We start from the raw sequence: 22,524 nt of genomic DNA on the forward strand, positions 1-22,524 counted from the left end.
CATGACCCGATCCGAACGGGACCATCCCGCCGCGCCCCGCGCGGTGATCGACATCGGCTCCAACACCGTCCGCCTTGTCGTCTATGGTGGGCCGCCCCGCGCACCCGCGATCCTCCACAACGAAAAGGTCACCGCGCGCCTTGGCAAGGGAGTCGCGGAAAACGGCCAGCTTTCGGACAAGGCGCAGGCTGCAGCGCTGGCCGCGCTGGCCCGGTTCCGGGTGCTGCTCGACCTTGCCGGGGTTCACACGGTCGAGGCCGTGGCTACCGCGGCAGCGCGCGATGCGGCCAATGGCCCGCAATTCCTAGACAGGGTGCGCGAGCTCGGCTTTCCGGTTCGGCTCCTTTCCGGCGAGGAAGAGGCGCTGACCAGCGCAGCCGGGGTGACCTGGGCGTTTCCCGGCGCGCGCGGGATCGTCGCCGACCTCGGTGGCGGCAGTCTCGAGCTGACCGACATCGCCGATGGTGCCTGCACCCACGGCACGAGCCTTCCGCTTGGCACGCTGCGCTTGCCCGCACTGCGCGAGAAAGGCCCGAAGGCCGTGCGCGAGCGGCTGAAAGCCCTGCTCGACAAGGCGGACTGGCACGCCGCGCCGGGACAGGATCTCTACCTCGTCGGCGGCTCGCTGCGAGCATTTGCGCGCTATGCGATGGTCCGGCAGGACTGGCCGATCGACGACCCCCACGGCTACGCCCTGGATGCAGACGCCGCGATCGGCTGCGCCCGTGCGGCGTTGCGCAAGGCGCCGGACCTGTCGCTGAGTCTCCCCGGCATCTCCGCGTCGCGCGTCGCCAGCCTGCCCGACGCGGCGGCGCTGCTGGCGGCGCTGATCGGCGAGCTGGCGCCGGCGCGGCTGGTGTTCTCCTCATGGGGCCTCCGCGAGGGCGTGCTGTTCGCGGGTGCGTCGCCCGCGCTGGCCCGCCTCGATCCGCTGCTGGCGGGCGTCTCTGCCTTTGCCGAGGGCAGCGGCGTGACCCCGGCGACCGCGACCATGATCGCCGGCTGGACGCTCGCCGCCAATGCGCCCGATGCACCGGGTGCCGAACCGCTGCGCCTTGCCGCGACCCTGCTCGCGCTGGCGTCCGCGCGGATCGAGCCGAACCTGCGCCCCGGCACGGTGCTGGACTGGGCGCTGCGCAAGCGCTGGATCGGGATCGATGCAGAGGACCGCGCGGTTCTCGCCGCTGCCCTTCTCGCCAATGCCGGAAGAGGCGAGGAAGCAGCGGTGCTGACCCGGCTCGCCCCCGCGCTGCGGCTCGAGGAAGCACGCGGCTGGGGCCTCGCGATACGGCTGGCACGGCGGTTCAGCGGGAGCTCTCCGCAGGTACTGGCTGGCAGCAGCCTTTCCCTCGGCGATGGCGACCTGGTTCTCTCGGTGAACGCCGACTGCGCCCCGCTGGTCACCGATCCGGTCGAGCGCGACCTCAAGACCCTCGCCATCCACCTCGGGCGCAAGGCCGTGGTCCTCCGCAGTTAGCCTAGCTCCGGCAGGTCCAGCACGTAGCCCATGCCCCGGACCGTGCGGAGCGGGTCGTTGGCGCCAGCCCGCCTCAGCGCGCGGCGAAGGCGGCCGATCCAGACGTCGACCGTGCGCTCGTCGATCGGCGGGTCCTGCTTGCCGAGCGCCTCGATCAGCTGGGCGCGGGTGAAGACCCGGCCCGGATGCGCGACGAGGAAGCGCAGGAGGCGCAGTTCGTTCGGCATGAGCGGGATCGCCTTACCCTGCCAGCGTGCCTGGAAGGCCGCGCTGTCCACCACCAGCTCTCCCAGCGAAAGGCGCTGCGGCTCTCCGCTTTCATTGGCGCTGGCCGGCATTGCCATGATCCGGTCCAGGATCGCGGTGCGCGAGAGCGGGCCCAGCACGCAGTCGCTCGCCCCGGCCCGGACCGCGCGGCGGCGGTCGTCGGGGTGGTCGCTTTCCAGCACGATCACGATCTCCGCCGCCGCTGTGTCGGGGTTGCAGCGGATGCGGCGACAAAGTTCGACGCCTGCGATCCCAGGCAGTGACCAGTCGATGAAGACGAGCAGCCGGCTACCGGGCAGCGTCGCCGGAGGAGCGCCGCTCCCGCTCCAGATGTGGAAACGAACCGACAACGAGTCATGGCCGAACGGCGCCTGGCCGCCCGCAATTTCGCTGGTAAGTAGAACATCGATCCGCCGCATGCTGCCCCGCACGTGAACCCTGTTGCGCGGGTTGCGGCAGCAATGTGACGGCGTGGTGACAGCTAGGGCCCCAAAATCCGCGCGGCACAATCGGCGGCGATTTCCCGTGAACGGACCTCGGGAATGCCCAGTCCTGCGAGGCTCAGCACCATGAGGTCGGCCATCCGTTCGGCCACCCCTTGCGCCGGGAGCCCGCGTTCGACGACATTGAGCATGATCATCTGGCAGGATCCCAGCCAGAACAGCAAGCCGGCTCCCTCCGCCTCGGGTCGCAGCAGCCCGGCTTCGCGACAGGCGGCCAGATCGGCGCGCAGCCCCGCATTGAGCGGGTGGTCCCGTGCGGTCGTGGAGGCCATCGCCCGGAGCATGACCCGCGCCTGATCCGGCTCGGCCATGGCAAAGGCCGTCGCGACCATCATGCCGCCCGCAAGCCGCAGGAGCGGGTCGGTGACGCCGCTGTTGGCTGCCGCTATTCGCGCCTCGATAGCCAGCCGCACGTGTGTCGCCACCTCGCCGGCAAACGCTTGCTTATCCGCGAAGTGATTGAAGAAGCTGCCTTTTGACACCCCCGCCTCGGCAACGATCTCGTCGATCGCGACGGCATCGACCGGATGTGCCGCGAACAGCCGCAACCCGGCCAAGAACAGGGCCTCGCGCGTCCGCTGACTGCGGGTTTGGCGGTTCGGGAGCGATTCGTTCATCGCGATCCTATAGTTGACTAAACAGTCAGTAAGCAATACTTGACCAAATAGTCATAATGATTCGGGAGAAGGCGATGCCGGTGACCAGGGTAGTGGACATCGCCCATGTCCGCTTTTCGGCCCCCGATCTCGGGGCCATGCGCAAATTCCTCGAAGACTTCGGCTTCACATGCTTCGACCGTGACGGGGTCCTCTATGCCCGTGGTACGGACGGCCGCCCGTTTCTCCATGCCACCGAACGGGGCGCGCCCGCTTTCCGCGGACTCGCATTCCGCGTCGAATCGCTCGAAGAACTCGAGTCCCTCGCCCGGTTCGAGAACGCCGCGATGGAAGACAGCACCTCCCCCGGCGGCGGCAAGGTCGTCCGCCTGGTCGATCCTGACGGATTTCGTGTCGAGGTGGTCGCAGGCCAGGCTGGTGCATCGCCTGCTCCCCTGCCCTGCGAGGCGCCGCGCAACTGCGCCGCCAGCCAACCCCGCTTCCGCGCCCCCGTCCGGCTCGAGGGCGGGCCAAGCCACGTCCACCGCATCGGCCATTGCGTCCTCAACGTGTCCGACTTCCGCACCTCGGAAGCGTGGTACAAGGAGCGCTTCGGCTTTCTGACCTCCGACGAAATCGAGGCGGCACGGGACCTGCCGCTCGGCGCGTTCATGCGCTGCGATCTCGGCGACCGTCCTGCCGACCACCACACCCTGTTCCTTGCGCAGCTCCCGCAGAAGCCTGCCTTCATGCACGCCGCCTTCGAGGTCGCGAACTTCGACGACCTGATGCTCGGCCACGCGCATCTCAAGGCCCGGAAGCATACCCAGGCATGGGGTGTCGGTCGTCATATCATGGGCAGCCAGGTGTTCGATTACTGGAAGGACCCGTGGGGTCACGAACTCGAGCACTGGACCGACGGCGATCTGTTCACCGCCGCGGATCCGCCGCAGACCGTGCCGGTGAGCGCGCTGCTGGCGGTCCAGTGGGGCGCGCCGCACCCGATGTTCGCGGGCAAGCGCCCACCCCCACAGCGCCTTGTCTCCATAGTCATGGCGCTCCTTCTTCGCATCCGGCGGCTTTTCCGCCGCAGCTCCAAGGAACAAGTAGCATGAAGATCGCACGCTTTCTGGCCGCAGGATCCGAACGCATCGGCATCGTCGATGGCGAGGACGTCATCGACAGCGGTTACGCGGGTTCGATGCTCGAACTGATCACCGAGTGGGACTCGCTCTCGAGAAACCTGGCCGGGAGCGGCGAGCGCAGGCGGCTGGCGGACATCACGTTGCTTGCGCCGGTGCCAAGGCCCGGCAAGATATTTGCGATCGGCCTTAATTATGCTGATCATATCGCTGAATCAAAAATGAAAGCACCGGAGCGGCAAGTCTGGTTCACCAAGGCCCAGACCTCGATCAACGCGCCCTTCGCGCCGATCGTGATCGCCAAAGGCGGGACTTTCGTCGATTACGAGGTGGAACTCGTCGCAGTCATCGGCAAGCGCGCCAAGCACGTCAGTGCCGCCGACGCGCCGGGTCACGTCTTCGGTTACATGGTCGGCAACAACGTCACCGAACGGATGTGGCAACATGCCACCGCGCAGTGGTCGCTGGGCAAGTCGTTCGACACTCACGCCCCGACCGGTCCGTGGATCACAACGTCCGACGAGGTGGGCGATCCGCACGCACTCGACTTGTCTTGCACCGTCAATGGTGAGGTCCGCCAGAATTCCAATACCCGGCACCTCGTGTTCAACCTTTGGCAGCAGATCGAGCATCTCTCCGCCGCGATGACGCTCGAGCCCGGCGACCTCGTTTTCACCGGCACGCCCGGCGGCGTCGGCGCGGCGATGGACCCTCGCCAGTTCCTGAAAGCCGGCGATGTCGTCCGCTGCGATATCGAGAAGCTTGGCCACATCGAGGCCGTGATGCAGGACGAAGGCTGACGTCATGGCGCCGGATTTCGATGTCCTGGTCGTCGGCGGCGGTCCGACCGGGGTGACGCTGGCGATCCTCGCAGCGCAAGCCGGTGCGCGCACGCTGGTCTGCGAGCGGGAAGCCGATGTATACCCCCTGCCCCGCGCCGCGCACGCCGATCACGAGGTGATGCGCGTATTCCAGCAATGCGGCGCCGCCGACGAGATCATGGCGACCAGCCGCCAGACCACGCACTATGATTTCCTCAACCCCGCGGGCGAGATCCTCCTTCGCTTCGAGGGATCGGACCGGATCGGCCCGGGGGGCTGGCCCGCCGCCAACATGATCCACCAACCCTCGCTCGAGCGTGCGCTCCGTCGACGCCTCGCCGCGACCACCGGAGCGGAACTGCGCAGCGGCTGGACGTTCACCGGGTTGCGTGAGGACGCCGACCGGATCGTCGGAATTTTCGACACGCCGCAGGGCCCGCGCGAACTGTCAGCGCGATATCTGGTCGGCGCGGACGGGACACGCAGCCCGGTCCGCGCTGCCGCAGGGGTCGATCTCGACGACCTGGGCTTCGACGAAAACTGGCTGGTGATCGACGTCCTCGTCCATGACGCCGCGCGGCTGCCTGCGATCAACCTCCAGATCTGCGACCCGGCGCGGCCAACGACCTGCGTGCTGATGGGCGAGGGCCGTCATCGCTGGGAATTCATGGCGCTGCCGGGCGAGTCACCTCAAAACCTGCTTGATGACGGCAAAATTGCCGAACTCCTGGCGCCGTGGAATGTCGAAGGCGCAGTCACGCTTGAGCGCAAGGCAGTCTACCGGTTCAACGCGCGGGTTGCCAGGCAATGGCGCAAGGGCCGCGTGCTCCTGGCCGGCGACGCCGCGCACCAGACACCGCCGTTCGCCGGCCAGGGCATGTGCGCCGGGATCCGCGATGCCGCGAATCTCGGGTGGAAGCTGGGGATGATCGCACGGTCGCAAGCGCCGAACACGATCCTCGATAGCTACCAGCCAGAGCGCGAGCCGAACGCGCGGGGTACGATCCAGATGGCGATCATGATGGGCCGGACCGTCTGTATCGCCGATCCGGCCGCCGCTGCCGAGCGCGACCGCCAGATGCTCGCTGCCCGCGCAAGCGGCCAGTCGCCCGACGGCGAAATCAGCTATCCGCCGATGAGCGAGGGCCTAATCCTCGCCGGATCGCCGGGCGCGGGAAGCTATTTCCCGCAGGTCCTGTCCGGCGCCCGCAGGCTCGACGAAGTTATCGGTAACCGGGCCGTGGTGCTGTGCCGCGGCGAAGAGACGGTGACGTACGGGGTTCCCGTCCTTGCGCTGGACAGCGCGGCCCTTGCGCCCTTCGCAAGCCAGCTTGGCCGGTGGCTGGATCGCCACGACGCGGATGCGGTTCTGATCCGGCCGGACCGGTATGTTTTCGGCACAGGCAAGGTGGCGGCGCTCGCGGAGGCGTGGGCGGCCATCGCCTGATCCGCCTGCGGGTTCCCAGTGCGGTGGCGAAGCGCTAGACTGGTTGCATGAGCAACCAGTCCACGATGACCTACGCCCGCTATCTCGATCTCGACACGCTGCTGTCGGCGCAGCATCCGCTGTCCGATTGCGACGACGAGATGCTGTTCATCGTGACGCATCAGACCAAGGAACTGTGGCTCAAGCAACTGACCCGCGAGCTCCGGCTCGCGATGGACCAGGTCGCCGCCGATGCGCTGGTACCGGCCTACAAGGCGCTGGCCCGGTGCAGCCGCATCCAGGCCGTCATGACACTGTCGTGGGACGTGCTCGGCACGATGACTCCCAGCGACTACAGCCGCTTCCGCCATGTGCTTGGCCCGAGTTCGGGCTTTCAGTCCGACCAGTTCCGCACGGTCGAATACATGCTGGGCCTGCGCGACGCGCGTTTCCTCGACTACCAGGCGGACCGGCCCGAAGCCCAGGCCGCGATGCGCGCCGCGCTTGAAGGACCGAGTCTGTGGGACGAAGCCTTGCGTGCTGCGGCCCGTGCCGGACTCGCCATCCCGGCAAGCGTCCTCGAACGTGACCTAACGAGCACTTACCAGCCCGACGAGGCCGTCGAACAGGCATTCCAGGCCGTCTACCGCGAGCCCGAACGCTACTGGGAGCTCTACCAGCTTGCCGAAAAGCTGGTCGACATCGACGAAGCGATGGCGGCGTGGCGGCACCGCCATGTCCTTACCGTCGAGCGCGTGATCGGCTTCAAGCGCGGGACCGGCGGCACCGCCGGAGCAAGCTACCTGCGCGGCACGCTGGAGCGCCGTGCCTTCCCTGAACTGTGGAGTCTGAGGACCGGCCTGTGAACTGGAAGCGCCTGTTCTCGCGCTCGCTCGAGGCGCGCCCCGGACTGCTGCACTTTGCCGCGCACAGCCATCACCTGTGGCCTGACGCCAGCCACGCCGGGCAGATGGAGGCATGGGACGATGCGGCCCGCCTCGCCGACCGCAAGTGGGAGCGGGTGATGGGCGCGGTGTGGGAGGAGGCGCAGGGGCATGTGGCCCGCGAACTCGCCTTGCCCGATCCATCGACGGTAGTGTTCGCGCCCAATACCCACGAGCTGATGGTGCGGGTCGTCTCGGCCCTTCCGGCGCGGCAGTCAGGGCGCAACCCGCGGGTACTCGCCAGCGACGGCGAGTTTCACTCGTTCGCCCGGCAGGCCCGGCGCTGGGCCGAGGCGCGGGAGATCGAGCTGGTCCTGGCGGACGCGCGGCAGTTGCCGCTGCTGGCGCGCGGCGGGGGTTTTGACCTCATCTTCGCCAGCCATGTCGAGTTCGGCACGGGACGGGTCAACGATGCTCTGTTCGACCTTGCCGAGACGGCCGCGCCGGACGGACCGTGGCTGGTCATCGACGGCTACCACGGCTTCATGGCGGTCCCGACGGACCTGTCATTGATCGCCGGAAAGGCCTTTTACCTCGCCGGCGGGTACAAGTATGCAATGAGCGGCGAAGGCGTCGGCTTCCTCCACGCCCCGCCGGGGTTTGGCCCCCGCCCCATCCAGACCGGCTGGTACGCCATGTTCGACGCACTGGCCGAGGCCCGTGGGGATGTGACATACCCCGACGACGCACGGCGCTTCCTCGGCGCGACCTTCGATCCGAGCGGGCTCTACCGGTTCAACGCCGTCCGCCGCATGCTCCGCCGCGAGCGGCTGACGACCGGCCTCATCTCGGCCCACGTGCGCGGGCTGCAGGACCGCTTCCTCGCCGCCGATCCGCTACCCGGCATGGCCCTGCTGAGCGATCCGCGCGCCCGCTTTCTGGCCTTCCGGGGGGAGCGTGCGGCAGCGCTGCACGCCGGTCTCGAGCGACAGGGCATCCTCACCGACCTGCGCGGCGATGTCCTGCGCATCGGCTTCGCGATCTACCACGACAGCGAGGACGTCGACAGACTCCTTGCCGCGCTGGTTCAGGCGTAGCTGTCAGCCACCGCCGAATAGATCAGCGTCTTCAGCTGCCGGCGAACCGGATACGACGACGAGGGGTTGAGCTGGGTCATGAACACCATGTGCAGCTTCTCCACCGGGTCGATGAAGAACGCGGTCGAGAAGATGCCACCCCAGTAGAACTCGCCCGCGCTGCCGGGGATGAGCGTCCTGACCGGGTCGATCGTCACTCCGAAGCCGAGCCCGAAGCCCGCCCCCGCGTTGGTCGCCTCGCTGAACAGCGAGCGCGACATCTGGGTCAGGTCCGCGCCGCCCGGAAGGTGGTTGGCGCTCATCAGCGCCAATGTCTTCGGGCTCACCAGCCGCACCTCGCCGAGTGCCCCGCCGCCGACGAGCATCCGGCAGAACCGATCGTAGTCCGCCACCGTCGACAGCAGCCCGCCGCCGCCGCTTTCGAACGTCGCCGGTTCGGTCAGGCTCGACTCCGCACCCTTGTCGATGAGGCGCGGCTTCTGGCCCGGCTGGTAGAGCCAGGCATCGGTCAGTCGGTCGCGTTTGCTTTCGGGCAGGGTGAAGTGAGTGTCGACCATCCCGAGCGGTTCGAAGATCCGGGTACGGAAGAACTCGCCCAGCGGCATGCCGGCAAGGCGCTGCACGACGACCCCCAGCACATCGGTCGATACCGAGTAGTTCCACGAGGTTCCGGGCGCGAATTCGAGCGGCACCTCGCCGAGCCGAGCGACGAACTCGTCCATCCCCGGGAAGGTCCGCGAGCTGTCGCACTTGAGCGAGCGATAGGCGGCATCGACACTGGTGCGGTTCTGGAAGCCGTAGGTCAGACCTGACATGTGGCTGATCAGGTCGACCATCCGCATCGGCGCGCAGGGGGTCATCGGCAGGAACGGCACCGAACCGCCGCCGCCGGCATAGACGCCAAGGTTGGCGAACTCCGGCAGCACCTTGCTCACCGGATCGTCGAGCGCGACTTTTCCCTCTTCCAGCAGCATCATGAAGGCGATCGAGGTGATCGGCTTGGTCATCGAGGCTATGCGGTAGATCGCGTCCGGCTGCAGCGCAGTTCCATCGGCCCGCGCCGCGCCGAGCGTGGCACGATAGACCGGCTCGCCGTGGCGCGACACCAGCACATCGGCGTGGGCGAGCTTGCCGGGGGTGAGATAGCGCTCCTCGAGGAACGGCGCGATCCTGGCCAGCCGTGCCGGATCCATGCCGTGTGCTTCGGGGCGGGTCAGCAGCATCGTGTTGTTTCCTCTTGGCTCTGTTGCCCGGACCATGCGCGAGGCCCGCCGGACGATGCAAGCGGGGATTGCCAAGCGCGGCACGATTTCATACCCGCCGGAATGATGGCCGATGAAGCTCCTTCCGCGTTCTTTGCCCGCGACGGCGAACGGTTCGTGCCGCAGAGCGCCGCGCGTGGGTTCTGGCAGGAGGATTCGGTCCACGGCCGGGCACTGACCGGGCTACTCGGCGCGGAGCTCGAACGGCGCTGCGGCGCGCAAGGGTTCGTTCCGGTGCGCTACACCGCCGACCTCCACCGCATGGCCCCGTTTCGCCCCCTGGCCGTCGAGACCCGACTGCTGCGCGAGGGCGGTCGGCTGCGCCTGGCCGAGGCGGTGCTGGTGGTGGACGGCGTGGAGTACGCCCGCGCCACCTGCCAGTTCCTCCGCGCCGGGGAGCCGCCGGAACGCGCCGCGCCTTCCCCTCCGCCGTGGAACGCCCCGCCGCCCGACCAGCTCGAGCCGCGCCATCGCGGCTCCAGGACCTCGGACGAGCGGGTGATCCGCGGGACGTTCGGTTCGCCCTTCCCGCGCGAGGTCTGGCTGCGCGAGAAAAACCTGCTCATCGTCGGCGAGGACTACACCCCGTTCTCCCGCCTCGCCACCTCGGCCGACTTCGCCAGCCCTTTCGCCCACGCCTCGCCCGCGGGCATCGGCTACATCAACTCCGACGTCACCGTGCTCATCCACCGCCTGCCGCAGGGCGAATGGATCGGCTTCGAGGCGACCGGGCACGAAGCGAGCCAGGGCATCGCCGTCGGCCATTGCCGCCTTCACGACGCCCAGGGCGCGGTCGGTTATGTCGCCACCACCGCGCTGGCGATGAAGCGGCGGACGTAGCCGTCGGAACCGACACCCGGCGCAACCATTACCCCGGCGGACGCATCAGGAGACCGCCATGACCACCAACACCGCCTCGGCCCGCTACGAAGGACTGGGCAAGCCCGGCAAGGGCAGCATCTCGACCCGCTCGGGCGTGCTCGACGCCGTTCCCTACGGCTTCGGCACCCGCTTCGAGGGCCAGCCCGGGACCAACCCCGAAGAGCTCGTCGCCGCCGCCCACGCCGCCTGCTTCACCATGGCGACCAGCTTCGCCCTGTCGCGCGCCGGGCACGACGACGGCACGCTCGACACCCAGTGCACCGTCACCCTCACCGCACAGGACGGCGGGTTCACCGTCACCAAGAGCGCCCTCGCCCTGACCGCCACCGTCCCCGGCCTGTCCGACGAGGACTTCCAGCGCATCGCCGCCGAGGCCAAGGAGAACTGCCCGCTGAGCAAGCTGCTCAACTGCGAGATCACCCTGGAAGCGACCCTCGCCGAATAAGGTCGCGCCGGTCGGCAGGCAGGCCTACACCGGACTGCGGGCACCCGCCCGCGCGGAGAATGATCATGGCCAAGAGCCAGAAGAAATCGAACAGGGAAGCGCGCAAGCCCAAGGCGGAAAAGCCCAAGAAACTCAACGCCTCCAATCCCTCGGTCAAGCCGGGCATCGTCGCCGGGCTCGACAACATGAAGCGCACCTGACCCCGCCGCCGGCGCTTTTCGCCCTCCCCTTGCCGGCCCAAACCTGCCATGGGCCGGCCATCGGGAGGACGACATGGCCGGCGAAGACGAAGAATACGTGTACGACGAGGACAGCGGCGAATGGCTGCCCGCGTCCGAGCTCGCGGCCAAGCGCGCCGCCGAGGGCGCGGTGGAAGTCCGCGACGCGGTCGGCAACCTGCTGGCCGACGGGGATTCGGTGACGCTCATCAAGGACCTCGACGTCAAGGGCGCCGGGCAGACGCTCAAGCGCGGCACCGTCATCCCCAGCATCCGCCTGACCGGCGACGCGCAGGAGATCGACTGCAAGTACCCGGGCATCAAGGGCCTCGTCCTGCGCGCCGAGTTCGTGCGCAAGCGGTGAGCGGGATCCGCATCCTCGTCGATGCCGACGCCTGCCCGGTCAAGGAAGAGATCTACAAGGTCGCGTTCCGCCGCCAGGTCGCGGTCGCGGTGGTGAGCAACATGCGCCTGCGCGTCCCCGATCATCCGCTGGTCGAGCGCGTGACGGTGAGCGACGCCTTTGACGCGGCGGACGACTGGATCGCAGGCGAAGCGAACGCCCGCACGGTCGTGGTCACCGCCGACATCCTCCTTGCCGACCGCTGCCTGAAGGCGGGCGCGGCGGTGCTCGCGCCGACCGGCAAGCCCTTCACCACCGCCTCGATCGGCAGCGCGATCGCCACCCGCGCGATCATGGCCGACCTGCGCGCCGGCGGCGACGCCATCGGCGGCCCGCCGCCCTTCGCCAAAACCGACCGATCGCGCTTTCTGCAAGCGTTGGACGAGGCGCTGGCGCGGTTGCAGCGGCTGGGGTGACAGGATCGGAGGGTGACACAGGGTGACACCGTGTAACCCTGGATTTCCGTTTGATTCCCACACTTTGCTCCCACGGTGACGGGTGACAGCCCCCGCGGGAAGCGCGCCCGTCACACCTCCCCCACCCGCTGCGAGCGGGGGAGCGGATCGGGCGAGGTGAAGAACACGGAGGCCTTCTCCGCCGCCTCATCGTCGTGATCGGGGTTCTCGGGCAGGACCGCCACCTCGTCCTCGACCTGTTCGAGCAGCGCATCCCACCGTTCCGAAAAGAAATCGGCGGCGGCGCGCAAGCGGCCGAGCTGCTGCGCCCCCATGTGATTGCGCGCGGCGAGCAGGAAGCAGGTGAGCCGCTCGTCGTAATGCCGCCGCGTGCCGACCTGCTCGCCCTTGTAGAACACCGGCACCTCGACCCCGTGCAGCGCCCGCTCGAGCGCGGCCTGGTGGAGCGCGTCATAGCCATGCTGGAACGCGGTCTCCCACGCGATGTCGAACGGCTGGCCTTTCAGCCGGTTGCGCAGCTTGTAGGCCGACTGGCGACTCATGCCGACGGCCTTGGCGGCGCTCGCGACGGAGTGGGAGGAGGCGAGAACACGCAGGAATTCCGCCATCTTGGGCTTGTTCCAGCGGGGTTCGGGCGGGGCGATGGGGGTGGGGTTTGGCTCGGTCATGCGAATGCGCATAACCGATATGGTTCGTGTAGGAAACTCGTCCCCATACACCGTCCGTGCTGAGCTTGTCGAAGCACCGTCCTACTTGGTCGCAGCGCAGCGAAAGAAGAAACAGGGCTGTCCTTCGACAGGCTCAGGACGGACGGTCCTTTAGGCTCGACGCGCTTCGGGCAAGGACCGAAATCCGGTCCCAGTCGCCCCGGATCAGCGCGAGCTTCTTCGCCCGCGACCAGCCCTTGAGCTTGCGCTCCGCCGCCTTTGCCTCCTCCCGAGTATGGAACTCCTCGCTCCAAACCAGTTCGACGGGCAGCAATGCGGATGTGAAGCCGGGCAATGCGCCGCTTTGATGCTGTGCGATCCGGCGAGGGAGGTCGTCGGTCTGGCCCACGTAGAGGGCGCCGCCCCGGCAGTGCAGCATGTAGGCCCAGAAGCTCATGCGCCCAGCAAAAAGGAAGGACGATCCTTCGACAAGCTCAGGATGGACGGATTTGGAGGGATTGGCAGGATTTCGGACGGTCCAAACCCCGCCCTTGCTGAGCTTGTCGAAGCACAGTCCTTCACTTGGGCCTTGGCGCTGTACCATCGGAGATCACGACCGTAGTGGCACGCCCGATCGCATCAAATCCTCCGACGGGCTCAGCAACCAGCTCAAGGCGTGGAGAACCGGGTTCGTCTTGGGACGTGCACACCGCCACGACGCCGTATCGGTTCGCAGGCGATTCCGTCACCGTCGCCATCCAAGCCATCGCGATAGCCCGGCTCACCGGCATAGATCGGCGCAGTCCCAGCCTCCCGCGCTGCGTCGCAGCTGGGCCAGTCATCGCCCGACTGCGGCTCACGAGCGCGTAATAGTCCAAGTGAAACCGCAACCGGACGGAGCGTAGCGGCCATCGCTTGACGTCCTTCCACCGTAACCGCGGCTGAGCCGATCCCGGCCACTGCCCCTAGGATCGCCGCAGCCGACAGCCACCGAACTGTCGAGGGAGCGTTTGTGAGTGCCGGTGGTCGCCTTTGCAGGCGAGGCCGGAAGGGAATGACCCGAAGGTGATTTCTTGAACTCATGCAAGGTGTTATGCATGGTTCAAGATGAAGGATAGGTTGAGACTATCGCTTGCGCGTAATCCTCAAGCACACCCCTCCACATACTCCAGCGTCGGCGAGGTCCCGACGTGGATCAGGCTCACCTTCCCGCCGCTGCCGATCTCGAAGCGTAGCGCGGAGTCCTTGCCGCCGGCGTTCGGGGCGGTGAGGTATTTGGCCGGGGCTTCCTCGTACTTGTGGGGTTCGGAGCGGAAGCCGGCGAAGTCGGCCATGACCGCCTTTTCGCTCGCGCCGACGCCGATGCCTTCGACCAGCTTGACGTCGGAGCGCTCGCCCACGGTGATCCGGCGCACGGCCTTGTCCTCGACGATCGCATAGACCCCGGGGAAGCGGGGTGAGCTGTAGGTCGTGCATTCGTCCGAGGCCTGCGCGCCGCGCATCTTCCAGTCGCTGCCGGCGGGGACCGGCTTGCCGATCACGAGGTCGTCCAGCCCTTCGAGCGTGAGAGTGCGGCTGGCGGCGGGCTTCGCACTTTCTGCCGGGGCGCTGGCCGTATCGCCCGGCACATCGCTCACGGGAGCGGCGGCGGCGGTCTCGCTGGCCGGGGCGGTCGCAGGGTCGCCCTGCGGTTGCTCCGCGGAGCAGGCGGCGAGGAGGAGCGGGAGGGCGATGCCAATCGGGAGGATGATCTTCATGCCGCCTTCAACCCGCACCGGCCGCAGCAGGTTCCTCATTCGCGGTCGTCGCTGGGGTCGAGCCGGGTGATCCACCGCGGCGCGCCGTCGGGCCCGAGCACGATGTCGTCGCTCGGCACCAGGTCGTCCCCCGTCTCGATCCAGCCGCGGCCATCGCACTTGGGACAGATAACCCGCTTCGAGCGCAGGCTGGCGAGGTCGAACTCGGCATTCCACTGGCCGTGGCCGTGGCATAGCGGGCAAACCCGGTCGAGCGCCCCGGTGCGCTGGCGCAGCGGGATGCAGTCGAACGCGTGGGGGTCGTCGGGGCCGGAGCAGGTGACGATGCGCTTTTCATGAGCCATGCGCGGGAGACTAGCGCGCGCGGCGTTGGGTGCAATGGGTGTGGTTGGTTCGCGGCCGCTGCGCTGATGTCCACCCTGCTGCGAACTCAGGCGCTGCGCTGTGCCCACCCCGCTGCGACTAGGCCGCTTCGCGACAAAGTCTCGCTGCCCTCCCGCTTGCGGGAGGGGGAACTGTAGTGCGGCGCTTCTCCTCCCCTCCCGCAGGCGGGGAGCCGAAGGCGTTCGCGCAGCGAACAGCGGTCGGGGGTGGGCCAGCAGCCCTACTCCTCAGTCGTGCTCGCGGTCGCCCTGCCCGATGTAGAGCTCGCGGCCGGTGTCGTCGTAGACCTTGCTCATCTCGGCCATGCCGGCCTCGGCGTCCTCGGTGGCGAGGAAGGTTTCCGCCGGCTGGTTCTGCAACTTCGCGAACTCGCGCACTTCCTGGCTGATCTTCATCGAGCAGAACTTGGGCCCGCACATCGAGCAGAAGTGCGCGGTCTTGGCGCCTTCGGCGGGAAGCGTCTGGTCGTGATACTGCTCGGCGGTATCGGGATCGAGCGACAGGTTGAACTGGTCGCGCCAGCGGAACTCGAAGCGGGCCTTGCTGAGCGCGTCGTCGCGGACCTGCGCGGCGGGGTGGCCCTTGGCGAGGTCGGCGGCGTGGGCGGCGAGCTTGTAGGTCACCACGCCGACCTTGACGTCGTCGCGGTCGGGCAGGCCGAGGTGCTCCTTGGGCGTGACGTAACAGAGCATCGCCGTGCCGTACCAGCCGATCTGCGCCGCGCCGATCCCGCTGGTGATGTGGTCGTAGCCCGGCGCGATGTCGGTGACGAGCGGCCCGAGGGTGTAGAACGGCGCCTCGCCGCAGGCCTCGAGCTGCTTGGTCATGTTCTCGCGGATCTTGTGCATCGGCACGTGGCCGGGGCCTTCGATCATCACCTGGACGTCTTCGGCCCAGGCCCGCTTGGTCAGCTCGCCCAGGGTGTAGAGCTCGGCGAACTGGGCCTCGTCGTTGGCGTCGTAGATCGAGCCGGGGCGCAGGCCGTCGCCCAGCGAATAGGCGACGTCATAGGCCTTCATGATCTCGGTGATCTCGTCGAAGCGTTCGTAGAGGAACGATTCCTTGTGATGCGCGAGGCACCACTTGGCCATGATCGAGCCGCCGCGGCTGACGATCCCGGTCATCCGCTTGGCAGCGAGCGGGATGTAGGGCAGGCGGACGCCGGCGTGGATGGTGAAGTAATCGACGCCCTGCTCGGCCTGTTCGATCAGCGTGTCGCGGAAGATCTCCCAGGTGAGGTCCTCGGCAATCCCGCCGACCTTTTCGAGCGCCTGGTAGATCGGCACGGTGCCGATCGGCACGGGGCTGTTACGCAGGATCCACTCGCGGGTGTCGTGGATGTTGCGGCCCGTCGAGAGGTCCATCACGGTGTCCGCGCCCCAGCGGATCGACCAGACCATCTTGTCGACCTCGCTCGCCACGTTGGAGGCGACCGCCGAGTTGCCGATGTTGGCGTTGATCTTGACGAGGAAGTTGCGGCCGATCGCCATCGGCTCGCTCTCGGGGTGGTTGATGTTGCTGGGGATGATCGCCCGGCCCCGCGCCACTTCGTCGCGGACGAATTCGGGGGTCACGTAGTCTGGGATGCTCGCGCCCCAGTCCTGCCCGTCGCGCTTGTATTCCTTGAGCATTTCGCGCCCGAGGTTCTCGCGCGTGGCGACATATTCCATCTCCGGCGTGATGATCCCCTTGCGGGCGTAGTGCATCTGGCTGACGTTCTGCCCGGCCCTGGCCCGCAGGACCTTGCGGCGAACGTTGGGGAACGGAGGCACGCCGCCCGACCGGTCAGGGCCGAGCTGGCCGTTGTCCTCGGGCCGGACCTCGCGCTGGAGCACCTCTTCCACATCGCCGCGCGCGACGATCCACGGGCGGCGCACTTCGGGAAGACCCGCAGCGATGTCGATGGTGGCGGCGGGATCGGTGTAGGGGCCCGAGGTGTCATAGACCCGCACCGGCGGCTCGCCGCTGGTGGGCTCGAGGTGGATCTCGCGCATCGCCACGCCGAGGGGGCCGACGTGGATCTTCTTCGAGCCGCGGATCGGGCCGGTGGTGACGCCGATTTCGAGCTTGGAATTGATGTCGGCCATGTGCGCTCCTCAGGTGGGCGGCAGTGGCCGGGAGCGCTGGCGCGGCAACCCTTCCCTCCGCCCGTGCTAACGGGTTCAGGTTCGACGGGTCGGAGGGTGCCAGCCCTCCCTCTCAGCGCTTTTTCCGTGGCCTGCTTTCGCAAGCAGTCACGGGTGGCGCGCTCCCCGGGGATGCAGGGACCTTACGGCGTTTGCGGCGGGGCGTAAAGCACTCGCACCGCAAATAACCCGGACGGTCGGGAGGGAGACCAAGCTCAATGAAACCGCATCATCCCCAGCACCGCCAGCACCAGTCCATAGACAAGCGTCGCCCAGGCCCAGCCCCGGTTCATCACCGCAAGGTTCTTGAGCCATAGCTGGAAATAGAGGTCGGAAAACCCGAGCACGACCAGCGCCTCGACCATCAGGAAGCCGCCGATCGCCTTCATGGCGCAGGCCAGCAGGTCGGCCGGGACCCACGGATTGGCGAGGTAGATCAGCGCCCCGGCGGTCATCTCCATGAAGCCCGAGACGAGTTGGAGCGACGGCGAGTTCTCCATCTCCCCGATCATCTTCTGCCAGGCCCCCGGCGTGCGCAGCGCGCCGACGGCGGCGAACAGCGCGACCAGCCCCAGCAGCGCGGCCGACCACGCGGTGGCATCGAAAGTTTCCTGCATTGTCCCCTCACCGTCATCCGTTCCCGGAGGAGACCATGCCGGGCGGAAAGGACTTGTCCAGCACTTTCGAACTATTGCAAACGCCCCGCATTTGCGGGGTTTTGGGCCGATAGCGCCCGGCGCCGATCAGGTCGCGAAGCGGGCGGGAATCTGCGGGTCGGCGGTGTCGAGCAGCGGGATGCTCCCCGCCGGCAGCCCGGCATAGGCCGAGGCCCACTGCGCCACCCATGCGGGATCGCGGACCCGCGAGGGATGGTAGCCTGGCAGCAGCGAGCGCAGCATCGCCGGCGAGGTGTGGAGGAAGAACCGCCCGACCATAGCCCACAGCCGCAAACGGCTTCGCCAGTTAAACCACAGCCCGTCGCGCTTCAGCATCCGGACATAGCCCTTGCGGCTGGCCAGTGCGACGTGGACCGTCCCGCACAGCAGGCCCCAGGCCTTGCCTGCCCAGTCGCCATGGAGGTGGCCGTAGAGGTCGTAGGCGACGTTCTTGTGCTCGGTCTCCTCGACCATGTGCCACAGCACCAGCGAGGCGATCGCGCTGTCGGACCCGGTGAACAGCAGTCCGCGCTGGCGGATCAGCCATTCGGTGATCCCCATCGTCATCGTCTCGAACCCGGCGGTGTAGGCGAGCCGCCACTTAAGGCTGCGCTTCTGGAAGCGGCGGTAGTCGGCCTCCATCTCCGCCTCGACCCCGGCGAGCTCCGGATAGTGCCGCTTGAGGATTTCGTTGTAGCGGCGGTGGCTCTGGAAGTGGACGCCCTCTTGGCCGATGAACGCCTGGACGTCGGCCTTCAGCGCCGGGTCGTCGACCTGCCTCAGCGCCTCGGTTACGGTTTTGATCAGGAACGGTTCGAGATAGGGCATCGCCAGCGATGCGCCGTTGACCATGTGACTCCATTCGCGCCGCCCGGGATGCCAGGCCGGATCGATTCCCTCGTCGAAGGCGAAGGGGATGCGGCGGACGAGGATTTCGGACCCGCTCATGCCGCGCCCCTCGCGTGGCGGCGATGCTGCCATGCGCCCCACAGGAGCAGCGCGAAGGCAACATGGACGCCGATCATCGCCGGCCAGCCGAACAGGAAGATCACGTTGTTGATCGTGACGTCGCCAGGGAACGGCCCGCCGCCAAACTCCAGACCGCGGGTTCCGAACATCGCGTTGGCAATCGCCGGCAGGGTGAACAGCCAGCCGAATGCCAGCGCCGCCCAGACCAGTACCTTCTGCGCCCGCTCGCCGAGCCGGACGTAGCCGCCCGCCGCGCCGATCGCGATCAGCATGGTCCCGTTGGTGATCCCTTCGAGGTGTGCCATGTTCCAGGCCCGCCGATCGCCGGCGATAGTCACAGGCACGTCGGTCACGAACGGCCACAGGTCGATCGCGCCGAGCGTGAAGAAGAAATAGAACCAGCCCGCCAGGATCGCGGATGCGATCAGGCCGATTCCGTTGAAGACCAGCAGTGCCCGTCGCGTCTCCGACAGCATGTCCCCGCTCCCCCAAGCGTACCGGGCCCGTTCGCCCGGCGGGGGGAGCTTATGCCCGGCTTCCGCAAAGGTCCAGCCTGCGGGGTTTTCAGCCGATGTCGGCCGCGACCCATTCGGCGAATTTCGCCTTCCACTCGGGATGCCAGCGCGACAGCGCGGGGCGGTTCTCGGTAATGTCCTGCGCGTTCCACAGCACGCGCTTGCGGTCGGTCTCAAGGTCGGTCTCGTTGTCGAGACACCACAGGTAGAAGTCGCCGCGGGCAATTCCGTCGAGCATCGTCTGGGCCACCTGCTCGGTCGTCCACGCGGCGGCCGGCTTCTCCATGAAGTGACGCGTCATCATGCCGGTGTAGGTAAAGCCGGGGATCAGAAGGTGCGCGGTGATCCTCTCCCCAGTCTTCTCGCGCAGGGTGTGGGCGAGCCCTTCGGTGACCGACTTTACCCCCGACTTGGCGACGTTGTAGGCGGTGTTGCCCGGCGGCTGGGTAATGCCCTGCTTCGACCCGGTGTTGATGACGAGACCCGCCTGTCCGCCGTCGATCATGCCCGGCAGGAACGCCTGGAGGCCATGGATCACGCCGTGCAGGTTGACCGCCAGCAAGCGGTCCCACCCGGCCGGGTCGGCAAGGATATCGCCGCCCGCGCCGATCGCGGCGTTGTTCATCAGCAGTGAGACCGGGCCCAGTTCGCTTGCCACCCGTTCCGCCAGCGCGGCGACGGATTCGCGGCTGGCGACGTCGGTCTGCACGAGGATCGCGTCGGTTCCGAACTCGCCCGCAACAGCCTCGAGCTGGCCGCCGTCGAAATCAGCGATGGCGACCTTCATGCCGAGCGCCGCGAGCTTGCGCGCGACGGCGAGACCGATCCCGTTCGCGCCGCCGGTGATGACCGCGACGTTGCCGGGGAGGATAGCGGGGTGGATCGGCATGGCTGGGACCTCTCGAACGATTCTGTTGACGAGGCAGTGTGGACAAGCGGGGCGCGCTCGGCAAATGGCGTAAGGGTGCCCGTGATCTACCGCCTCGATGTTGCCGCCGCGGGCGTCGCCGCCCGGTTCGGACTGGTCGCGGGGAATGACCCGTGGCCCGGCGGACCGGTTTCCGCCGGCGCGTTCGCTCCGGTGCTCACCGCCGGGCGCGAGTTCGTGGCAGGGCCGAGGCCGGGGCGCGGGCCCTTGCGGCTGGTCCCGCGGCAATGGGGCGTGCCCCCTCCCCCTTCGGCCGGCGAAACCCCGCGCGGCGGCGTGCTGACCGTGCGCAACCCCGACAGCCCGTTCTGGATCGGCAATCTCCGCAATGCCGAGTTCCGCTGCCTCGTCCCGATGGCCGCGTTCCTCGAATGGGGCGCGGGCAGCGACGCCGAAGGCAAGCGCCGCCGCCACTGTTTCGCCTGTGCCGACCAGCCACTGTTCGCCGTGGCCGGCGTGTGGAAGGACAGCGAGGTACCGAGCTTCGCGCTGCTCACCACCGAGCCCAACGCCCTCCTCCGCCACGCCGGGCGCGACGCGATGCCGGCGATCCTGCCCGATGATCGCGCTGCCTGGGATTGCTGGCTGCATGGCGAGTGGAAGGATGCGGCGCGGCTGCTCCAGCCATATTCATCGAGCGCGATGCGGGAGCAATGAGAACGCCCCAACCGCAATGGTCCCAATGCTGGTTCCCTCCGCTCGGATCGTGCGGCACAATCGGCCAACAAGTCAGGAGGTCTTAAATGCGCGCACTGATCATGCTGGCGGCCTCGGCAGCGCTTGCGTCAGTCCCTGCAGTCGCAAAGCCCAAACCCTCTTCGTGGTCCTGCCAGTTCACCAAGGGGCAGGTCATCCTGGCACGGGCACTGGAGGCCGATCCCGCGCCGCCGCGGACGATTCCGCCCCCGCCTGCCGGCTGGCGCATCACCGGCACGACCGAACTCGTGCTGCGGCAGGACGTGGCGGCCAATGGCACGCCCAACCGGATCCAGGGCAAGAACTTCTTCCGCGCCTCGATCCGCGACGGCTCCGGCGCGATTGCCCTCGAGACCGGGGGCGCGGTAATCCCCTCGGGCGAGTTCCTGTTCGACCGGGTCACGCCGCCGCAGAACACGATGCGCGGCATGTTCCGGCAGCGGCCGGGCGACACCTTCGGACGGCCGCTCGACGCGGACTTCTTTGACCTGCCCGACGCCGCGCCGCCCTATATCCATTTCGTCGCCCGCCTGACGAGCGTGCAGGACACACGGCGGATTTACTTGCGCGTGCCGGTGGACGGATTCGGCCCGCTTTATGCGCGCGGGATCGCCAAGGCCGCGACCGCCTCGGAGGCGACGCTAAGGCCTTGCTAAGCGGAAGCATGTGCACAAAGCAGGTGCCTGCGTCGTATTCAATTCGCACCACTGCGCCCATGACACGCCGGTCTCACCGTGTTATACCGTCCGGAATAAGATGACCGGAGAGCATGCCGATGGCAACCGTGGACCTCGCGCGCGAGCGGGCGATCAGCCCCTATGACGTCAGCCGCAACGAGCTTTACGTCGAGGACAAGTGGCGCGAACCGTTCGCCTGGCTGCGCGCCAACATGCCGGTTTCGTGGTGCCCGGAAAGCCCGTTCGGCGGGTATTGGTCGGTGGTCACGCACGACCTGATCCAGCAGGTCGAGCTCGATCCGGAAACCTACTCCTCGTCGTGGCAGCGCGGGAACATCACCATCGCGGATTCGGTCAACGAGACCGAGTTTCCCAACTTCATCGCGCAGGACCCGCCGATCCACACCGCGCAGCGCAAGGTCATCGCGCCCGCCTTCAACCCCAGCCAGATGGTCAAGCTCGACGCGCTGGTGAGGGAAAGCACGAAGAAGCTGCTCGACGGCCTGCCCCGGGGCGAGACCTTCGACTGGGTCGAGCGCGTCTCGATCCCCCAGACCATCGGGATGCTCTGCATCCTGTTCGACATGCCCTTCGCCGAATGGCAGGACATCAAGCGCTGGTCGGACTGGGCGAGCGGGGTTTCGGAAGACTCGCTGACCGACACCTATCGCGCCGAGTTCATGGTCCAGATGACCCAGATGCTGATGCGCTTCGACCGCGAGCTGGAGGCCCGCCGCGGCCTGCCGCCAAGCGACGACCTGCTCAGCCGGATGGTCCATTCCGACGCGATGGGCAACCTGAGCCCGCCCGAACGCATCGCCAACATCGCGCTGCTGATCGTCGGTGGCAACGACACCACCCGCAACTCGATGTCGGGCCTGGTCGAGGCGCTGGACCGCTATCCGGACGAGCTCGACAAGCTGCGCGCCGACCGCTCGCTGATCCCCAACGCAGCGCAGGAGATCATTCGCTGGCAATCGCCGGTCACCCACATGCGCCGCAGCCTGACCCGCGATGCGGTGCTCGGCGGGCAGGAGCTGAAGGCCGGCGAGAAGATCGTGATGTGGTACATCTCCGCGAGCCGCGACGAAGCCGTGTTCAAGGACGCGGAATGCTTCGACGTCACCCGCGAGAACGCCCGCCGCCACCTTTCGTTCGGCCACGGCATCCACCGCTGCGTCGGTGCCCGGCTGGCCGAAGTCCAGGTCGCCACGCTGATCGAGGAGATTGTCGAGCGCGGCTGGCGGATCGAACCGCAGGGGAAGCCGACGCGCCTCGCCAGTCCGTTCCTGCACGGGTTCACGGCGATGCCGGTGCGGATCGCCTGACG

At 67.8% G+C, this 22,524-nt stretch carries 27 protein-coding genes; 14 read left to right on the plus strand and 13 right to left on the minus strand.

What is annotated here, in order from left to right; all coding sequences use genetic code 11:
* Position 1: 1 nt before the first annotated feature.
* Positions 2-1,477 (plus strand): Ppx/GppA phosphatase family protein, encoded by a 1,476-nt coding sequence (locus AC3WLD_RS06485; RefSeq protein ID WP_492556126.1) that lies wholly within the window; start codon positions 2-4, stop codon positions 1,475-1,477.
* Here the strand turns inward: AC3WLD_RS06485 and AC3WLD_RS06490 are convergent.
* On the minus strand, positions 1,474-2,094 hold the full coding sequence (locus AC3WLD_RS06490) for a response regulator transcription factor (protein WP_492556127.1): 621 nt from the start codon (positions 2,092-2,094) through the stop codon (positions 1,474-1,476). The two genes, AC3WLD_RS06485 and AC3WLD_RS06490, sit on opposite strands and share 4 nt — an antisense overlap.
* A gap of 131 nt (positions 2,095-2,225) precedes the next feature.
* Positions 2,226-2,864 carry a TetR/AcrR family transcriptional regulator gene (locus AC3WLD_RS06495; RefSeq protein ID WP_492556128.1) on the minus strand — a complete coding sequence of 213 codons (639 nt, stop codon included), beginning with the start codon at positions 2,862-2,864 and terminating at the stop codon, positions 2,226-2,228.
* A 56-nt stretch (positions 2,865-2,920) separates the two neighbouring features.
* Here AC3WLD_RS06495 and AC3WLD_RS06500 point away from each other — a divergent pair, with 56 nt between their 5' ends.
* The 5 genes from AC3WLD_RS06500 to AC3WLD_RS06520 are packed head-to-tail and all read left to right on the plus strand — an operon-like array spanning position 2,921 to position 8,213.
* Positions 2,921-3,958, plus strand: coding sequence for a VOC family protein (locus tag AC3WLD_RS06500; RefSeq protein ID WP_492556129.1), 1,038 nt, complete (start codon positions 2,921-2,923; stop codon positions 3,956-3,958).
* Positions 3,955-4,785 (plus strand): fumarylacetoacetate hydrolase family protein, encoded by an 831-nt coding sequence (locus tag AC3WLD_RS06505; RefSeq protein ID WP_492556130.1) that lies wholly within the window; start codon positions 3,955-3,957, stop codon positions 4,783-4,785. Before AC3WLD_RS06500 ends, AC3WLD_RS06505 begins: the two co-directional genes overlap by 4 nt.
* A 4-nt stretch (positions 4,786-4,789) precedes the next feature.
* Positions 4,790-6,253 (plus strand): bifunctional 3-(3-hydroxy-phenyl)propionate/3-hydroxycinnamic acid hydroxylase MhpA, encoded by a 1,464-nt coding sequence (gene mhpA / locus AC3WLD_RS06510; protein WP_492556131.1) that lies wholly within the window; start codon positions 4,790-4,792, stop codon positions 6,251-6,253.
* 47 nt (positions 6,254-6,300) lie between these two features.
* Positions 6,301-7,098: a tryptophan 2,3-dioxygenase gene (locus AC3WLD_RS06515; protein ID WP_492556132.1), complete on the plus strand. Its 798-nt coding sequence runs from the start codon at positions 6,301-6,303 to the stop codon at positions 7,096-7,098.
* Positions 7,095-8,213, plus strand: a complete 1,119-nt coding sequence (locus AC3WLD_RS06520) for an aminotransferase class V-fold PLP-dependent enzyme (protein WP_492556133.1) — start codon at positions 7,095-7,097, stop codon at positions 8,211-8,213. Before AC3WLD_RS06515 ends, AC3WLD_RS06520 begins: the two co-directional genes overlap by 4 nt.
* On the opposite strand, the gene AC3WLD_RS06525 is transcribed toward AC3WLD_RS06520, so the two are convergent.
* Entirely contained in the window at positions 8,204-9,436 is a 1,233-nt protein-coding gene (locus AC3WLD_RS06525; protein WP_492556134.1) for a serine hydrolase domain-containing protein, read from the minus strand. The two genes, AC3WLD_RS06520 and AC3WLD_RS06525, sit on opposite strands and share 10 nt — an antisense overlap.
* A 105-nt stretch (positions 9,437-9,541) precedes the next feature.
* Between AC3WLD_RS06525 and AC3WLD_RS06530 the strand changes: the two genes are divergently transcribed.
* The 5 genes from AC3WLD_RS06530 to AC3WLD_RS06550 all read left to right on the plus strand — a co-directional run bounded on the left by AC3WLD_RS06530 (position 9,542) and on the right by AC3WLD_RS06550 (position 11,839).
* Entirely contained in the window at positions 9,542-10,315 is a 774-nt protein-coding gene (locus AC3WLD_RS06530; RefSeq protein WP_492556135.1) for an acyl-CoA thioesterase domain-containing protein, read from the plus strand.
* A gap of 58 nt (positions 10,316-10,373) precedes the next feature.
* Positions 10,374-10,802 carry an OsmC family protein gene (locus tag AC3WLD_RS06535; RefSeq protein WP_492556136.1) on the plus strand — a complete coding sequence of 143 codons (429 nt, stop codon included), beginning with the start codon at positions 10,374-10,376 and terminating at the stop codon, positions 10,800-10,802.
* Between the two features lie 65 nt (positions 10,803-10,867).
* Positions 10,868-11,002 (plus strand): hypothetical protein, encoded by a 135-nt coding sequence (locus AC3WLD_RS06540; protein ID WP_492556137.1) that lies wholly within the window; start codon positions 10,868-10,870, stop codon positions 11,000-11,002.
* Between the two features lie 73 nt (positions 11,003-11,075).
* A complete protein-coding gene (locus AC3WLD_RS06545) occupies positions 11,076-11,384 on the plus strand; it encodes an alkylphosphonate utilization protein (protein ID WP_492556138.1) in 309 nt (102 codons plus the stop codon).
* Entirely contained in the window at positions 11,381-11,839 is a 459-nt protein-coding gene (locus tag AC3WLD_RS06550) for a YaiI/YqxD family protein (protein WP_492556139.1), read from the plus strand. Before AC3WLD_RS06545 ends, AC3WLD_RS06550 begins: the two co-directional genes overlap by 4 nt.
* A gap of 110 nt (positions 11,840-11,949) precedes the next feature.
* Here AC3WLD_RS06550 and AC3WLD_RS06555 read toward each other — a convergent pair whose 3' ends face one another.
* The 10 genes from AC3WLD_RS06555 to AC3WLD_RS06600 form a co-directional block, all read right to left on the minus strand.
* Positions 11,950-12,507, minus strand: a complete 558-nt coding sequence (locus tag AC3WLD_RS06555; RefSeq protein ID WP_492556140.1) for a hypothetical protein — start codon at positions 12,505-12,507, stop codon at positions 11,950-11,952.
* 133 nt (positions 12,508-12,640) lie between these two features.
* Positions 12,641-12,943: a GIY-YIG nuclease family protein gene (locus AC3WLD_RS06560; protein WP_492556141.1), complete on the minus strand. Its 303-nt coding sequence runs from the start codon at positions 12,941-12,943 to the stop codon at positions 12,641-12,643.
* 212 nt (positions 12,944-13,155) lie between these two features.
* Positions 13,156-13,569, minus strand: coding sequence for an excalibur calcium-binding domain-containing protein (locus AC3WLD_RS06565; protein ID WP_492556142.1), 414 nt, complete (start codon positions 13,567-13,569; stop codon positions 13,156-13,158).
* Positions 13,570-13,631: 62 nt separating this feature from the next.
* A complete protein-coding gene (locus AC3WLD_RS06570) occupies positions 13,632-14,282 on the minus strand; it encodes a hypothetical protein (protein ID WP_492556143.1) in 651 nt (216 codons plus the stop codon).
* The gene (locus AC3WLD_RS06575; RefSeq protein WP_492556144.1) at positions 14,279-14,587 is read right to left on the minus strand and encodes a hypothetical protein; all 309 of its coding nucleotides are present in this window, start codon (positions 14,585-14,587) and stop codon (positions 14,279-14,281) included. Before AC3WLD_RS06575 ends, AC3WLD_RS06570 begins: the two co-directional genes overlap by 4 nt.
* A 267-nt stretch (positions 14,588-14,854) precedes the next feature.
* Positions 14,855-16,714 (minus strand): phosphomethylpyrimidine synthase ThiC, encoded by a 1,860-nt coding sequence (gene thiC, locus AC3WLD_RS06580; RefSeq protein ID WP_492556145.1) that lies wholly within the window; start codon positions 16,712-16,714, stop codon positions 14,855-14,857.
* A 254-nt stretch (positions 16,715-16,968) separates the two neighbouring features.
* The gene (locus tag AC3WLD_RS06585) at positions 16,969-17,370 is read right to left on the minus strand and encodes a hypothetical protein (protein WP_492556146.1); all 402 of its coding nucleotides are present in this window, start codon (positions 17,368-17,370) and stop codon (positions 16,969-16,971) included.
* Between the two features lie 126 nt (positions 17,371-17,496).
* A complete protein-coding gene (locus AC3WLD_RS06590; RefSeq protein WP_492556147.1) occupies positions 17,497-18,357 on the minus strand; it encodes a metal-dependent hydrolase in 861 nt (286 codons plus the stop codon).
* Entirely contained in the window at positions 18,354-18,854 is a 501-nt protein-coding gene (locus AC3WLD_RS06595; protein ID WP_492556148.1) for a styrene oxide isomerase, read from the minus strand. Before AC3WLD_RS06595 ends, AC3WLD_RS06590 begins: the two co-directional genes overlap by 4 nt.
* An 88-nt stretch (positions 18,855-18,942) precedes the next feature.
* Positions 18,943-19,782: an SDR family NAD(P)-dependent oxidoreductase gene (locus AC3WLD_RS06600; RefSeq protein WP_492556149.1), complete on the minus strand. Its 840-nt coding sequence runs from the start codon at positions 19,780-19,782 to the stop codon at positions 18,943-18,945.
* 75 nt (positions 19,783-19,857) lie between these two features.
* Here AC3WLD_RS06600 and AC3WLD_RS06605 point away from each other — a divergent pair, with 75 nt between their 5' ends.
* The 3 genes from AC3WLD_RS06605 to AC3WLD_RS06615 all read left to right on the plus strand — a co-directional run bounded on the left by AC3WLD_RS06605 (position 19,858) and on the right by AC3WLD_RS06615 (position 22,522).
* On the plus strand, positions 19,858-20,478 hold the full coding sequence (locus AC3WLD_RS06605; RefSeq protein WP_492556150.1) for an SOS response-associated peptidase family protein: 621 nt from the start codon (positions 19,858-19,860) through the stop codon (positions 20,476-20,478).
* A gap of 86 nt (positions 20,479-20,564) precedes the next feature.
* On the plus strand, positions 20,565-21,173 hold the full coding sequence (locus tag AC3WLD_RS06610; protein ID WP_492556151.1) for a hypothetical protein: 609 nt from the start codon (positions 20,565-20,567) through the stop codon (positions 21,171-21,173).
* Between the two features lie 119 nt (positions 21,174-21,292).
* Positions 21,293-22,522 carry a cytochrome P450 gene (locus tag AC3WLD_RS06615; protein WP_492556152.1) on the plus strand — a complete coding sequence of 410 codons (1,230 nt, stop codon included), beginning with the start codon at positions 21,293-21,295 and terminating at the stop codon, positions 22,520-22,522.
* Positions 22,523-22,524: the final 2 nt, after the last annotated feature.

It is taken from the genome of Novosphingobium sp. FW305-C-111 (genome assembly GCF_058783565.1).